We start from the raw sequence: 14,465 nt of genomic DNA, 5'->3' as shown, positions 1-14,465 counted from the left end.
AACGAAGCTAAAACAATTGATGCAGTTAATAATTTAGCTGAAGAAGTAGTTGCTACACGTAAAGCTCAAGACTTAAAAGAAGCAAAAGAAGCAGCTAAAGCAGAATTAAAAGAAGCAGGCGTAAGCGAATTTTATATTAAGAAAATTGACAATGCTAACACTGTTGAAGGCGTTAATTCATTGAAAAATGAAATTTTAAGTGCCCTTTCTGAAAAAGAACCTGATGAGAAAAAAGAAATTAGAGAAGCTATGAAACTTAAACCAGCTACAAAACGTAAAGAAGAAAACAAAACAGTTCCAATGACTAAATTAACACCAGCTAAAGAAATGAAAAAAGAAGCTAAACCTGCTGAGAAAAAAGCAACATTACCTCAAACAGGTGAAGTATCAATCTTTGGCGCAGCTGCATTGGCAGTCATCTCAGGTTTAGGTTTAGCTGTACCTGGATTCAAAAAAGAAGACTAATTTTAAACATTTAATCTATTAACTTAAAGTCAAGGTTCACATGTTCAGACGAGAAAAGGAGTACAGTTTACTGTACTCCTTTTTAAATGATTCAAAATAATTCCTACTAAAAAGGCACGCTTCATTTGAAGTGTGCCTTTTGTTTATACACTTTTAAATTCTAATGTAAATTGTTTGGCGATTTGTGGGTCGTTAATGAGTAAAGTTTGGATTGTCATTTCAGCGTTTTTTCGAGCTTCTTTCAATAAGCCTTTTTCAATCGCTTCTTCTTCAATAATTTTCTTTTGATCGATTGAGAATCCGGCGTAGTCTTCTATCGTAATGGGATTGAAAATAGAATCTCTTTCATCAAAAATTTGCAACGAATCTTCATCAATTTCATGGGCTAAAATTTTTGGCGCAGGTAGTTCAATCGTAATTTTGTCATCTTTGACTTGAATCGTCATTTGTTTTAAATTAACTCCTGCATGAATAGTTCCATCATAAGAAACAATAAATTTCTTCGTTGTTAATGGGATACTCCATCCGTATAAGTTACGGTTATTCTCAAAAGAACCAGTATTTGTGTAGTAATATTTTGTCGTGGTTAATTCTTGAACATTTTCAAGGCGTTTGCCAATTAATTCGGAGGTAATAGTAGGATCGGCTGCGTGTTCACCACGATACTGACCATAAAAGAAGGCGCTAGCAACTAATCCTGCAATGACTACTATAAAGATAGTCGCTCGTTTTAAATGTTTAAAAATTGTCATATCATGCTCCTTTCTATTTCGTGCTAGTGAACTTATTATATCAATTTTTCTACTAATTGTCAGATATTTTATCACGTTTACAACTTAAGTCTTGTTTTTATTAAGAAATTATATGTTAAAATAAAGTTAATTGATGCAATATGGTATGATTAGTACAACATTTAAATGTTAAACGAGTTAACAAGATGGCGGAGGAAAGCGATGTTTAAACGACAATATTATACGCGCCTATTTAACATTTTAAATATTATCGGAACAATGGGTCTGATTTTATTTATTTTATATTTGTTTAAGCAAGGCGTGTTAACAGATGAAGCTCGTCTGATTCAATTTATGAAGGAGTTCGGACGCGGTGCACCGGTAGTTTTCATGCTGATTCAGTTAATACAAACCGTCATTCCGATTATTCCAGGCGGATTGACGATACCATTAGGCACAATGCTTTTTGGTAATTATGTGGGATATTTACTGAATTTAGTTCCTATTTTAATCGGATCGTATATTAACTTTTATTTAGCAAGACGATACGGACGTCCGTTTGTGTATACATTACTGGGATTTAAGCAGTATAAACGAGCGATTCGCTGGTTAAATAAAGGCGAATATTTCAAACGATTTTTTACGATTGCAATGTTCTTTCCGTTATCACCGGATGACGTGTTATGTTATGTTGCCGGGTTATCTGATTTAAATAGGAAACAATTTAGTACCATTTTATTATTGAGTAAACCCTTTAATTTATTTTTATATGCGTATGGAACAGAGACCATTTTAAAATGGCTCATTCATTTCTTTGCGTAATGGTAATGGCGAAAGTCTTGTGTCAGCAAGGCTTTTATTTTATAATAAAAAAGAACATACATTCGCCTTTTGAAGTGCTTTTCATGGGGATGAGAACGAGTATATGATATAATTAACATAGACGAAGTAGAACAATGGGCGAATAGAAAAGAGGCATTATGGCTAAAAATTATATATCCGTGCATGGTGCACGCTCTCATAATTTAAAAAATATTAATATAGATATTCCAAGAGACAAATTAGTAGTAATCACTGGGTTATCGGGCTCCGGTAAAAGTAGTTTAGCGTTTGATACGCTCTATGCTGAAGGTCAACGACGTTATGTGGAAAGTTTGTCCACATACGCTCGTCAATTTTTAGGGCAAATGGATAAGCCTGATGTGGATAGTATTGATGGATTAAGTCCTGCCGTGGCGATTGATCAAAAGACAACGAGTAACAATCCACGTTCTACGGTAGGAACGGTAACCGAAATTAATGATTTTCTCCGTCTGTTTTATGCACGTGTCGGCGTACCAATCTGTCCAAATGACGGCATTCCGATTGAACGTCAAACGATTGAACAAATGGTTGATCGTGTGTTGGCGCTTGAAGAACGGACGCGGATTCAAATTTTAGCGCCAGTCATTAAGGGAAAACGCGGACAACATAAAAACTTATTGGCGAAAATCCAAAAAGATGGCTACGTTCGTGTCAAAATTAATGAGGAAACGTATGATATATCCGACGTACCAGAACTTGAAAAAAATAAAAAACATACAATTAGTGTGATTATTGACCGCTTAGTGGTGAAAGACGGCATACGCTCACGCTTATTTGATTCGCTAGAGCAAGCGCTACGTTTGGCGAATGGTTATGCGACAGTTGATGTGATTGGTCAAGAGGAAATCATTTTTAGTGAACATCATGCATGTCCGATTTGTGGATTTTCAATTGGTGAATTAGAACCACGCTTATTTTCCTTTAACGCGCCCTTTGGATCATGTCCCGACTGTGACGGATTAGGGATGAAACTAGAGGTGGATATGGAATTGGTAATGCCTGATCCAACGTTGAGTATTAATGAAGATGTATTCGCTCCTTGGCGTTCAATCAGTTCCAATTATTATCCAACGATGTTACGTCAATTTGCAGATGCGTATCAAATCGATCGCGATACACCATTTAATGAATTGCCTAGTGACCAACAAGAATGGTTATTGTATGGTGGGGCGCACTTACCATTTACATTTGACTATACAAATGATTTCGGAAAGAACCAAAAACGTCGCATTGATTTTGAAGGAGTTATTCCTAATGTAAATCGACGCTATCATGAAACACATAGTGATTTCACACGGGATGTCATGCGTCAATACATGACAGAACTACAATGTCCAACTTGCAAAGGATATCGTCTCAATCGGGAAGCTTTGTCCGTTCAAATTGGTCATAAACATATTGGTGAAGTATCCGAATTATCGATTAATGATTCACTTGAATTTTTGGAAGGATTGGACTTGTCCGCTCAAGATGTTGAGATTGCACGTCCGATTTTGAAAGAACTCATGGATCGCTTAGGCTTCTTAAAAAATGTCGGATTAGACTATTTGACGTTAAGTCGTGTCGCCGGATCGCTTTCAGGGGGAGAAGCACAACGTATTCGTTTAGCTACTCAAATTGGCTCCAACTTGAGTGGTGTGTTATACATTTTAGATGAGCCGTCGATTGGTCTACATCAACGAGATAACGATCGACTGATTGACTCCCTTAAGCAAATGCGTGATCTAGGTAATACCTTAATTGTTGTTGAACACGATGAAGATACGATGCGCCAAGCAGACTTCTTAATTGATATCGGTCCAGGTGCGGGTGAAAAAGGCGGACAAGTCGTTGCGAGTGGTACGCCTAAACAAGTCATCCGAAACAAAAAATCATTAACTGGACAATATTTATCCGGAAAGAAAAGAATTGAAGTGCCAACTACCCGACGTGAACCTGAAAAAGGATGGATTACGGTGAAAGGCGCGCAAGAAAATAATTTAAAATCAGTCGATGCCCAGTTCCCACTCGGTTTATTTACTGCGGTAACGGGCGTGTCAGGGTCTGGAAAAAGTTCGCTAGTTAATTTAGTTTTAAAAAAAGGTTTGAGCCGTCTATTAATGAAAGCGAAAGAACGTCCAGGACAACACGATTCGATTGAAGGGTACGAGTCATTAGATAAAATTATTGATATCGATCAAAGTCCAATTGGGCGGACGCCAAGAAGTAATCCGGCGACTTATACAAGTGTATTTGATGATATTCGTGACTTATTCGCAAAAACGAATGAAGCGAAAATGCGCGGTTATAAAAAAGGACGGTTCAGTTTTAACGTAAAAGGCGGACGATGTGAAGCTTGTAAAGGGGACGGCATTTTAAAAATTGAAATGCATTTTCTACCCGATGTCTATGTGCCGTGTGAAGTATGTCATGGCAAACGATACAATAGTGAAACATTAGAAGTCACTTATAAAGGGAAAAGTATTGCCGATGTTTTAGAAATGACGATTGATGAAGCGTTGGAATTCTTCAGCAACATTCCTAAAATTAAACGTAAGTTGCAAACCATTGTGGATGTTGGATTAGGCTATATTCGTTTGGGACAACCAGCAACGACTCTTTCAGGTGGAGAAGCGCAGCGGATGAAGTTGGCAAGTGAGTTACAACGTGTTTCAACGGGAAATACGCTCTACATTTTAGATGAACCGACAACGGGATTACACGCCGACGACATTAAACGTCTTCTCATTGTGTTACAACGTTTAGTTGATGCGGGAAATACGGTCATTGTAATTGAACATAATTTAGATGTGATTAAATCAGCTGATTATTTGATTGATATGGGGCCAGAAGGTGGAGCAGGTGGTGGCGAGGTACTAGCGACCGGAACGCCTGAAACTATCGCTAATGTTTCAACAAGCTATACGGGTCACTACTTAAAACCGCTATTAGAAGCTAATCCATCAAAGAAATAGCACGCATGATCTATTAAGGTGGGCAATGTCCTACTTTAGTAGATCTTTTTGTATATTGGGACTGAAAAGAAATAGGCCTTAAGACGCATGAATAAAGCAAGCGATTCAGGCATAATAAAAACATAAAGAAAGATAGTATGTCATTCTGATCAAGGAGGTTTATTATGACCGAGCGAAATCGTATTATGGAACTATATCGCACAGGCATTATTACAAAGGAAGATGCCATTCGATTATTAGAAGAAGAAAAACAAGAACTTGACCTAATCAAAAAAGAAACGGGTGTACCAGTGACGCCAATCAATCGTGACGATTTGTCCAAACAAGCCGCAAAGTTTGCAGATAAAATGACACAAGTCTCGACAGCGATTGATAAAAAAACAATCGAATTAAAGAAATTAAAACAATTAATTCAAGATAAAAAAGAAGCATTGGAAATATATTTAAATTCTCAAGCTGCAACGGTTGAAGATGAGACAATTGTTGAAGCAACAAAAGAAGGGATTGAATATTCAATTAGTGAATTACAAAATCGCGTATCGACGGTTGAACGAGAAAAAGAAGCATTAGAAAAGAAAATGGAAAATGCGAGTTCATTTAATGTCGAAGATACGTTCAATCGATTATTGAAAAGTATCGAAGACGGACGTTTATCTGATTTAGCGACTGACACACGAGAAACGATTAATGAAGTCATGCCAAATTTAAAAGAAAAAATCCGTTATTACTCCGAACAAGTAGTCGAACGAGCTCGTGAAGAAGGAACAAATTTAAATGTGAATCGTAAACAATTAACGGACAATCCGGTTGCTGCAGTAGTTAAACAATGGGACGCATCGAAATCAGCGACGATTTTAGATGTGAAATTAGCATCGGGTGCCATTCATGTGGAACCGAGTTCAGATGATTCGTTTAAAATTGTTGCGACGTTTGAAACAAATTATAATTATGATGAGAATGAATTAGAACATCATATTTCTAAGCATTTAGTGACACGAATGACTGATGAAGAGACTAAAATTCATTATTCAAGTCGTCAAGTCAAATGTCACGTGACGATTTATTTACCAGAAATAACGATGGATCATGTGTCATTGAAAGTCATTCTAGGTGATGTGAACGTGAATGGCATGAAAGGACAAGATTATTTCATCAAAATAAAAACCGGACAAGTTCGTCTTGCACATCTTGAAGGCACCATGATTGAAGTGAATGTGCAGACAGGATCTATTCATCTAAATGAACTAAACATGAAAGATTTAGTTGTTGGGTTAAAGACAGGGAATGCGCAAGTCGATGGATCCATTGAAGGAGCAAATTTCTTTATGGATACCGGCGAATTACAATTCCAGTTAGGTGACCGCTTAAAACGATTAAATGCTGAAGTTAAAACCGGATCGATTCATTGGTTCCAAATGAATTACCCAGCAATTGAAGCAGATTTACGGACGAAGCTAGGAAAAATTTCGATTCCTTACGCAATGGATGACATTGAAGTGATTGAAGAGTCACACAAGCAATTAGGTGAATCGTATAAGTTCCATACCTTATTGGAAGAAAATCCAGTGATTGCTTCAATCAAAACAAATGTTGGACATATTAATGGACGTAAAGGAGGAATGACTTTTGAGAACGAGTCAAACTAACACGTTTGCTCAGCGAATAATTGAGCTATTAAGATATGTTCTACAACTTAACCTAACCGTAATAAAAAGTTTAATAAAAGGAGCGAAAAAAATTATGAAAAGAAAACAACTTAGACGTTCAAAAAATAATCGAGTGATAGCAGGGGTACTTGGAGGTCTTGCTGAATACATGGATATTTCACCTGTTATCCTTCGTATTTTTTTCGTTTTAGCAGGTCCGAGTACATTACCTCTTTGGACGTACTTTGTTTTAGCAGTACTTATGCCTTCCGCAGATGATGATTCGTTTGATGATGACGAGCTTCGTGAGGAACGCGATGCAGAGTGGAGTGACTTTTAATGCGTTTTGGTCCTAGGTTGTTAGTGACGTCGCTTAGTTTCCTCTTACTATCCGCATTATTTCAACCGTATTTTTATGTCGCTTCATTGCCAGCAGCAGTGTTCGCTAGTTTATTGTTGTCAGGATTGAATACATTTGTTAAACCGATTTTGTATTTGATTACTATACCTATTACAATCTTTACTTTAGGGTTGTTTACTTTTGTGTTGAATGCGATTGTTTTACAAATGGTCAGCGGTTTAATGGGCAATCAATTTCAAATTAGCTCGTTTTTTGTCGCAATAATCATCAGTTTATTTTTATCGACGATTCAAGATGTTGCGTATGGCTATTTGAAACGTTCAAAAGCATAAATAGAATTCCCCTAAAAACACCTCAGCGCAATGGTTTGCGTGAGGTGTTTTATTTTGATTCGTATGAATCCTTTTCGGATCTGTGGTAAAATGATAGGGCATATATAGAAAAATTCGAAGAAATAGTAGGTGATTTGAGATGTCAATCGTAACAGTAAGAGATTTAGTCGAACACTCGAATTTAGTCGTTGTGTCCGGTGAAGATTATTTAGATCGACCATTAACAACGAGTGAAATCGCACGACCTGGCTTAGTATTAGCCGGTTATTTTAAGTTTTTCCCAAAAGATCGTATTCAATTATTCGGACGAACAGAAGCAACTTACATTAAAGAGTTAACCCCTGAACGTCGTGTTGAAATTTATGATTTCATGGCGAGTAACTCAACGCCATGTTTTATCGTTGCAAGAGGAATTGAAGTGACGGATGAGTTAATCGAAGCGGGTGAAAAACATCACGTACCCGTGTTATCTTCGCCTTTAAGAACGACTCGTATTTTAGGCCATTTAACGAACTTTTTAGAAAGTCGATTAGCTGAACGAAAATCAGTTCATGGTGTATTAGTTGAAGTTTTTGGTTTAGGTGTATTGATTACTGGAGAAAGTGGAGTAGGTAAATCAGAAACGGCATTAGAATTAGTTCAAAAAGGCCATCGTTTAGTAGCAGATGATCGCGTCGAATTATACCAACGTGATGAAGTGACAATTGTCGGTGAAGCCCCTGAAATTTTATCGCATTTACTTGAAATTCGTGGTGTAGGAATAGTCGACGTATTTACATTATTTGGTGCCGGAGCAATCCGTGATAGCATTGAAGTCGATTTGATTATTTATTTAGAAAATTGGAACCAAGCGAACCATTATGATCGATTAGGTAATCAAGAAGATTGGGATCGTATTTTTGATATCGATGTGAAACGAATTAACATTCCTGTTAAAACAGGACGTAACATTTCGATCATTGTCGAAGCAGCTGCCATGAATTTCCGTTCAAAACAAATGGGCTTTGATCCAATGGAAACATTCCACAAAAACTTGAATTTATTAATTGAAAAGAATGCACGTATTGATGCGCAAAATAAACTGGATGGAGATGTGCTATAGATGATGGCTGCGATTAATCCAATTGCATTTCACGTGTTCAATTGGCCGGTATATTGGTACGGGATTATTATTACAGCAGCAATTATTATTGCAGCTGATTTAAGTACAAAAGAATCCATCAAAAAAGGATTTAAAAAAGATTTTGTGTGGGATTTACTCATTTGGGCTTTACCCCTCGCTTTTTTAGGGGCTCGATTATATTATGTGATTTTCGAATGGTCCTACTATCGGGAACATTTAAATGAAGTATTGGCCATCCATAAAGGCGGGATTGCCATTTATGGTGGATTATTAGCGGGTATGCTAGTGGCGTTTATTTTTACGAAAAAACGATATGCCTCATTTATTCTGTTCTTAGACATTGCTGCACCTTATGTGTTACTCGCTCAATCGATTGGGCGCTGGGGCAACTTTGTGAACCAAGAAGCGCATGGAACGGAAGTATCTCGTCAGTTTTTAGAACAATTGCATTTACCAGAAGTGATTATTCAACAAATGTTGATTGATGGCCAATACTACCATCCGACATTTTTATATGAATCACTCGTTTCCGTTTCTGGTGTCGTGTTGCTATTACTTATTCGCAGATACGCACCGATTCGTGTGGGTGATTTAGTTTCATTTTACTTAATTTGGTATTCAACCGGACGTTTCTTCATCGAAGGAATGCGGACGGATAGTTTGTATATTATCGGTGACATTCGTGCATCACAGGTCGTGGCACTGATGTTAATTGTGGTAGGAGTGTTGAGTATCGTATATCGTTATACACATAAGAAACAGTATATGTTGTATCGAGATGTTACGAATCCTTACCAATTGTCTATTTTATAAAAAGGAGTTCATTATGAAGAAAATAGCGGTTTTAGGAGCAGGCTCATGGGGGACTGCTTTAAGTATGGTGTTGGAAGAGAATGGACACGATGTTCATCTATACTCCAATGACGCCCAACAAGTGAAAGAAATTAATGAGCAACATACAAATGGTCAATTTCTAAAAGAGGTACAATTGTCACCTCGTATTCATGCATCAGATCAATTACAAGAAGTCGTTCAAGATGCAACGGTAATTTTGTTTGTATTACCAACCAAAGCCATTCGTCCAGTTGCCAAAGAAGTGGCACAATATATGACGGGTCATCCAATTATTGTGCATGCTTCAAAAGGGTTAGAGCAAGGCACGCATTTACGTATTTCAGAAATTTTAGCCGCTGAATTAGTCGACACATCGTATCAAGACATTGTCGTTTTATCAGGGCCAAGTCATGCGGAGGAAGTAGCTGTACGTGATATTACAACGATTTCCGCAGCAAGTGAAACGCTTGAAGTAGCTGAAACCGTTCAACATCTATTCAATAACGATTATTTCCGTGTATACACGTTAACCGATGTTGTAGGTGTTGAAATTGGTGCTGCAACGAAAAATATCATTGCAGTAGCTGCCGGTATTTTAGCCGGATTGAAATATGGTGATAATGCAAAAGCCGCTTTAATGACGCGTGGATTAGCTGAAATGAATCGTTTCGGTCAGTCTTTCGGAGCCAATCCTATGACGTTTATCGGTTTGACAGGTGTGGGTGATTTAATCGTAACTTGTACGAGTGTTCATTCACGTAACTGGCGCGCTGGTTACCAATTAGGACAAGGACGTCCATTAGACGCTGTGTTGAATGATATGGGCATGGTGGTCGAAGGAGTTGCCACAACAAAAGCTGTTTATGAATTAGCTCAAGAAAAAGGAATTGAGTTACCAATCACGAATGCGTTATACGGTGTATTATATGAAGGGCAGTCGATTAAACCAAGTATCGATCAATTAATGAATCGTTTGCCTAAAGCAGAAATGCAAGAGCAATTAAATCGCTAAAAATTAAATAATTCGTTATAATTAAGGAGGATCACCAATGAAAGTCAGAAAAGCAGTAATTCCAGCTGCCGGTCTTGGTACACGTTTTTTACCTGCAACAAAAGCAATGGCAAAGGAAATGCTACCGATTGTGGATAAACCAACGATTCAATTTATCGTTGAAGAAGCTTTAGCGAGTGGCATTGAAGATATTCTAATTGTGACAGGAAAAAGCAAACGCCCGATTGAAGATCATTTTGATGCTAATGTAGAGTTAGAGTCTAATTTAAAAAGTAAAAATAAAACTGATTTGTTAAAATTAGTAGAAGAAACAACGGGCATTCGTTTATTCTTTGTTCGTCAATCATATCCAAAAGGACTAGGCGATGCCGTATTACATGCAAGAAGCTTTGTTGGCAACGAGCCATTCGTCGTAATGTTAGGGGATGACTTAATGCAATCAGAAGTCCCTTTGACGAAACAATTAATGGATAATTACGAGCAAACAAGTGCATCAACTATTGCAGTCATGCAAGTGCCGCATGAAGATACATCCAAATACGGAATTATTGATCCAGAAGCTTTAATTGATGACACGACATATAGTGTGAAACACTTTGTGGAAAAACCATCACCTGAAAAAGCGCCAAGTGATTTAGCGATTATTGGGCGTTATTTATTAACACCGCAAATTTTTGATATTTTAGAAAATCAAGAACCAGGTGCGGGTAATGAAATTCAATTAACCGATGCCATTGAAACATTAAACAAAACACAACGCGTATTTGCTAAACGTTTTGAAGGGATACGTCATGATGTGGGCGATAAATTTGGTTTCTTAAAAACAAGCATTGAGTATGGATTAGAACATCCTGAAGTGAAAGATAACTTAAAGCCTTACTTATATCAATTAGTAGAGGAAATGAAAGCGAGTGATGCAAGGAATGACAACACAAACGACTGATTATGATGTGATTGTTATAGGGGCAGGTCCAGGTGGTATGACCGCAGCTTTATATACATCACGATCTAATTTAAAAACATTAGTATTAGAGCAAGGTGCTCCAGGGGGCGAATTATTAAATACCGCAGAAGTTGAGAACTACCCTGGTTTTCCAATGATTTCTGGACCAGAACTAGCGCAAAAAATGTATGAAGGTTCTAATCGATTCGGCGCTGAACACAAATATGGAGCGGTTCAATCCGTCGAAGTGAAAGATGGTATAAAAATTGTTCATGCAGGTAAAAAATCTTATACTGCAAAGGTCGTTATCATCGCAACAGGTGCCACTCATCGCAAGTTAGATATTCCTGGTGAAGAAGAATATCAAGGCCGTGGTGTTTCATATTGTGCGGTATGTGATGGTGCGTTCTTTACGGGCAAACCGCTAACAGTCATTGGTGGCGGTGACTCTGCTGTTGAAGAGGGAACTTATTTAACGCAACATGCGAGTCAAGTTTCAATCGTTCATCGCCGTGATGAATTACGTGCACAACAAGTTTTAGTGGATCGCGCAGTAAAAAATGATCACGTTGACTTCATTTGGAAACACATTCCAGTGGAGATTAAAGGGGACGAGAACCAAGTCACTCACGCTGTTTTAAAAGATGTTGAAACAGGCGAAATCTTCGAAAAAGAAACATCAGGTGTGTTCGTGTATGTCGGTCTTATTCCGGTATCTGAACCATTCAAAGGATTAGGAATTACGGATGAAGACGGTTGGATTGAGACAAATGAATTGATGGAAACTGCTGTACCAGGAATTTTTGCAGTCGGTGATGTCCGTAAAAAACAATTACGTCAAATTGCCACAGCAGTCGGTGATGGTAGCCAAGCAGGTCAATCAGCTTATAATTATTTCCAAGAATTAGAAGATTAAAAGGTGGAAAAAGAGAGAGGCAGCTACAGCCTCTCTTTTTTGTTCCAATTTAGAAAAACGTTTGCATTATTTTTCTTAATTTTTGAAAACGTTAAACTAATTGAATAAAAGTGTGGTAAAATGGTGGTAATTATAATATAGCGTAATCAATTAAGGAGGAGTTTGATGGATTTTAAAGAAATAGTTCAGCTTTGGGAAAATGAACTCCCTAAAGAGAGTAAGTTATATGAAGAGTTAATTGCATTAAAAGAAGATGAAGATGCCTTATTTGAAGCCTTTGCTCAGTCACTAGCATTTGGAACAGCAGGAATGCGTGGTGTAATGGGACCGGGTATTAATCGAATGAACACCCATACCGTTCGTTTAGCAACTTATGGCTTAGCGCAAGTGATTAAACATTTAGGAAAAGAAGCCATGGACAAAGGGGTAGTGATTGCGTATGATTCACGACATAATTCGCAAACGTTTGCGTACGAAGCGAGCCGTGTTTTAATTGCAGCAGGTATCCGTGCTTACATGTTTAGCTCATTGCGTCCGACCCCAGAATTAAGTTTTGCGGTACGTCATTTAGGGACAGCAGCAGGTATTATGATTACAGCTAGTCATAACCCACCAAAATACAATGGATACAAATGTTATGGTGAAGACGGTGGACAAATGCCACCAGAACAAGCGAATGAAGTTATTCGTCACATGGAAGCAGTTGATGAACTATTCGCTATTCCGGTAGTCACTCAAGAAGAATTATTAGCAAGTGATCGATTTGCTTTAATTGACGAAGCGGTTGATGAAGCGTATTTAGCACAAGTTGACCACGTACCAGTTAATCGTTCAATTATTGAAGAAGCGAAAGATCTTAAAATTGTTTATACACCACTTCATGGAACTGGTCAATATTTAATGGAAAAAGTATTTGAACGTGCGGGCTTCCAATCAATTGAGTATGTACCTAATCAAAAAGAACCGGATGCTAATTTCTCAACGATTCAATCACCTAACCCAGAAGATGGCGAAGCGTTCATTGAAGCAGAAAAAATAGGGATGGCACATCAAGCTGATTTATTAGTGGCAACAGACCCGGATGCGGATCGCATGGGCTGTGCAATTTATACACCATCAGGTTATCAAGTATTGACTGGTAATCAAATTGCTGCCGTATTACTGGATTACTTATTAAATGCGAAAAAAGAACGCAATGAATTACCGACTAATGGTGCGGTTATCAAATCGATCGTTTCTGGCGAATTAGCCACACAAGTTGCCGCTGACTACGGTGTAGAAATGATGAACGTTTTAACCGGATTTAAATATATCGCTGAAAAAATCGAACAATTTGAACAAAGTGGTTCACATCAATTCCTGTTTGGTTTTGAAGAAAGTTATGGTTATTTAGTTCAATCCTTTGTGCGTGATAAAGATGCGTTACAAGCAACAGTGCTATTAGCAGAAGTAGCAGCTTATCAAGCGAGTCAAGGTAAAACATTATTAGATGCACTAAATGATTTATACGCGCGTTATGGTTTCTTCTTAGAAAAAACGATTTCAACGATGTTTGAAGGAGCAGCTGGGCCAGATAAAATGGCAGCCTTGATGCAACAATTCCGTGATGAACCATTAACTTCAATTGCTGGAGAAGCAGTTGCTGTTTCATACGATTACTTATCACAAGAACGTCATGAAAATGGCGTTGTATCAGCCATTGACTTACCAAGTTCTAACGTACTGAAATATCATTTAGAAAATGGCGATTGGTTTGCACTTCGTCCAAGTGGAACGGAACCAAAAATGAAATGCTATATTGGCGTATCAGCTACAGATAAAGCATCAGCTGAACAAAAAATTGCTGCTTATGAGACCGAATTAACACAGTATTTTAAATAAAATAGAAACAAAAGTGATGACATTGTGTTTTAATCTTTCTCTGCGTTAAGTGTTCATCCTAAAAAAAGAGGTTCCAATATATTGAACTGCTCCCTGTCAAGTAGACAGGTAAAAAAATAAATTTTATGCACCTATGGTTTTTCATCCATAGGTGTTTTTTTATGCTGGAATAGCTAAACCCATCTTTAATGTGATTCGTTTAGTGTTAAAGAAATGAATATATTGATCAATATCTTTTGTTAAACTTTCAAATGTATCATATTTATTTAAATAATATAATTCTGATTTGAGCATGCCAAAAAAGTTTTCCATTGGACCATTATCGATACATTTTCCTACACGTGACATACTTTGAATGGCTTGGTGATCCTTAATAAATTGAGCGAATGCATGAGAGGTATAT

The 14,465-nt window shown here is 37.5% G+C and carries 14 protein-coding genes; 12 read left to right on the top strand and 2 right to left on the bottom strand.

What is annotated here, in order from left to right; translation table 11 throughout:
• The coding region (locus tag L866_RS09690; RefSeq protein WP_025730470.1) for an albumin-binding GA domain-containing protein at window positions 1-465 on the top strand (465 nt) is incomplete at its 5' end.
• Between the two features lie 143 nt (window positions 466-608).
• Here the strand turns inward: L866_RS09690 and L866_RS0106955 are convergent.
• Entirely contained in the window at window positions 609-1,217 is a 609-nt protein-coding gene (locus tag L866_RS0106955) for a DUF4230 domain-containing protein (RefSeq protein WP_035446364.1), read from the bottom strand.
• Between the two features lie 201 nt (window positions 1,218-1,418).
• On the opposite strand from L866_RS0106955, the gene L866_RS0106950 reads away from it, so the two are divergent.
• The 11 genes from L866_RS0106950 (at window position 1,419) to L866_RS0106900 (ending at window position 14,062) form a co-directional block, all read left to right on the top strand.
• Entirely contained in the window at window positions 1,419-2,018 is a 600-nt protein-coding gene (locus L866_RS0106950; RefSeq protein ID WP_025730467.1) for a TVP38/TMEM64 family protein, read from the top strand.
• Between the two features lie 158 nt (window positions 2,019-2,176).
• A complete protein-coding gene (gene uvrA / locus L866_RS0106945; RefSeq protein WP_025730465.1) occupies window positions 2,177-5,014 on the top strand; it encodes an excinuclease ABC subunit UvrA in 2,838 nt (945 codons plus the stop codon).
• Window positions 5,015-5,178: 164 nt separating this feature from the next.
• The gene (locus L866_RS0106940) at window positions 5,179-6,660 is read left to right on the top strand and encodes a DUF4097 family beta strand repeat-containing protein (RefSeq protein ID WP_025730463.1); all 1,482 of its coding nucleotides are present in this window, start codon (window positions 5,179-5,181) and stop codon (window positions 6,658-6,660) included.
• On the top strand, window positions 6,641-7,000 hold the full coding sequence (locus L866_RS08740; RefSeq protein ID WP_035446363.1) for a PspC domain-containing protein: 360 nt from the start codon (window positions 6,641-6,643) through the stop codon (window positions 6,998-7,000). Before L866_RS0106940 ends, L866_RS08740 begins: the two co-directional genes overlap by 20 nt.
• Window positions 7,000-7,353, top strand: coding sequence for a phage holin family protein (locus L866_RS0106930; protein WP_025730459.1), 354 nt, complete (start codon window positions 7,000-7,002; stop codon window positions 7,351-7,353). Before L866_RS08740 ends, L866_RS0106930 begins: the two co-directional genes overlap by 1 nt.
• A gap of 139 nt (window positions 7,354-7,492) precedes the next feature.
• A complete protein-coding gene (gene hprK / locus L866_RS08735) occupies window positions 7,493-8,455 on the top strand; it encodes an HPr(Ser) kinase/phosphatase (RefSeq protein ID WP_035446361.1) in 963 nt (320 codons plus the stop codon).
• The gene (lgt, locus tag L866_RS08730) at window positions 8,456-9,289 is read left to right on the top strand and encodes a prolipoprotein diacylglyceryl transferase (protein WP_035446360.1); all 834 of its coding nucleotides are present in this window, start codon (window positions 8,456-8,458) and stop codon (window positions 9,287-9,289) included.
• A gap of 10 nt (window positions 9,290-9,299) precedes the next feature.
• Window positions 9,300-10,322: an NAD(P)H-dependent glycerol-3-phosphate dehydrogenase gene (locus L866_RS0106915; protein ID WP_025730457.1), complete on the top strand. Its 1,023-nt coding sequence runs from the start codon at window positions 9,300-9,302 to the stop codon at window positions 10,320-10,322.
• A gap of 37 nt (window positions 10,323-10,359) precedes the next feature.
• On the top strand, window positions 10,360-11,265 hold the full coding sequence (gene galU / locus L866_RS0106910; RefSeq protein ID WP_025730455.1) for a UTP--glucose-1-phosphate uridylyltransferase GalU: 906 nt from the start codon (window positions 10,360-10,362) through the stop codon (window positions 11,263-11,265).
• Window positions 11,237-12,181 (top strand): thioredoxin-disulfide reductase, encoded by a 945-nt coding sequence (gene trxB / locus L866_RS0106905; RefSeq protein ID WP_245578442.1) that lies wholly within the window; start codon window positions 11,237-11,239, stop codon window positions 12,179-12,181. The genes galU and trxB overlap by 29 nt, the downstream gene beginning before the upstream one ends.
• A gap of 165 nt (window positions 12,182-12,346) precedes the next feature.
• On the top strand, window positions 12,347-14,062 hold the full coding sequence (locus L866_RS0106900) for a phospho-sugar mutase (protein ID WP_025730451.1): 1,716 nt from the start codon (window positions 12,347-12,349) through the stop codon (window positions 14,060-14,062).
• Between the two features lie 159 nt (window positions 14,063-14,221).
• Here the strand turns inward: L866_RS0106900 and L866_RS0106895 are convergent.
• Window positions 14,222-14,465: IS3 family transposase (locus L866_RS0106895; RefSeq protein WP_025730449.1), on the bottom strand; the 244-nt coding region annotated here is incomplete at its 5' end.

Origin of the sequence: Atopobacter phocae ATCC BAA-285, from assembly GCF_000526675.1 — a bacterium.
GTDB lineage: Bacteria > Bacillota > Bacilli > Lactobacillales > Aerococcaceae > Atopobacter > Atopobacter phocae.
This window is presented reverse-complemented; position numbering and strand designations above follow the sequence as displayed.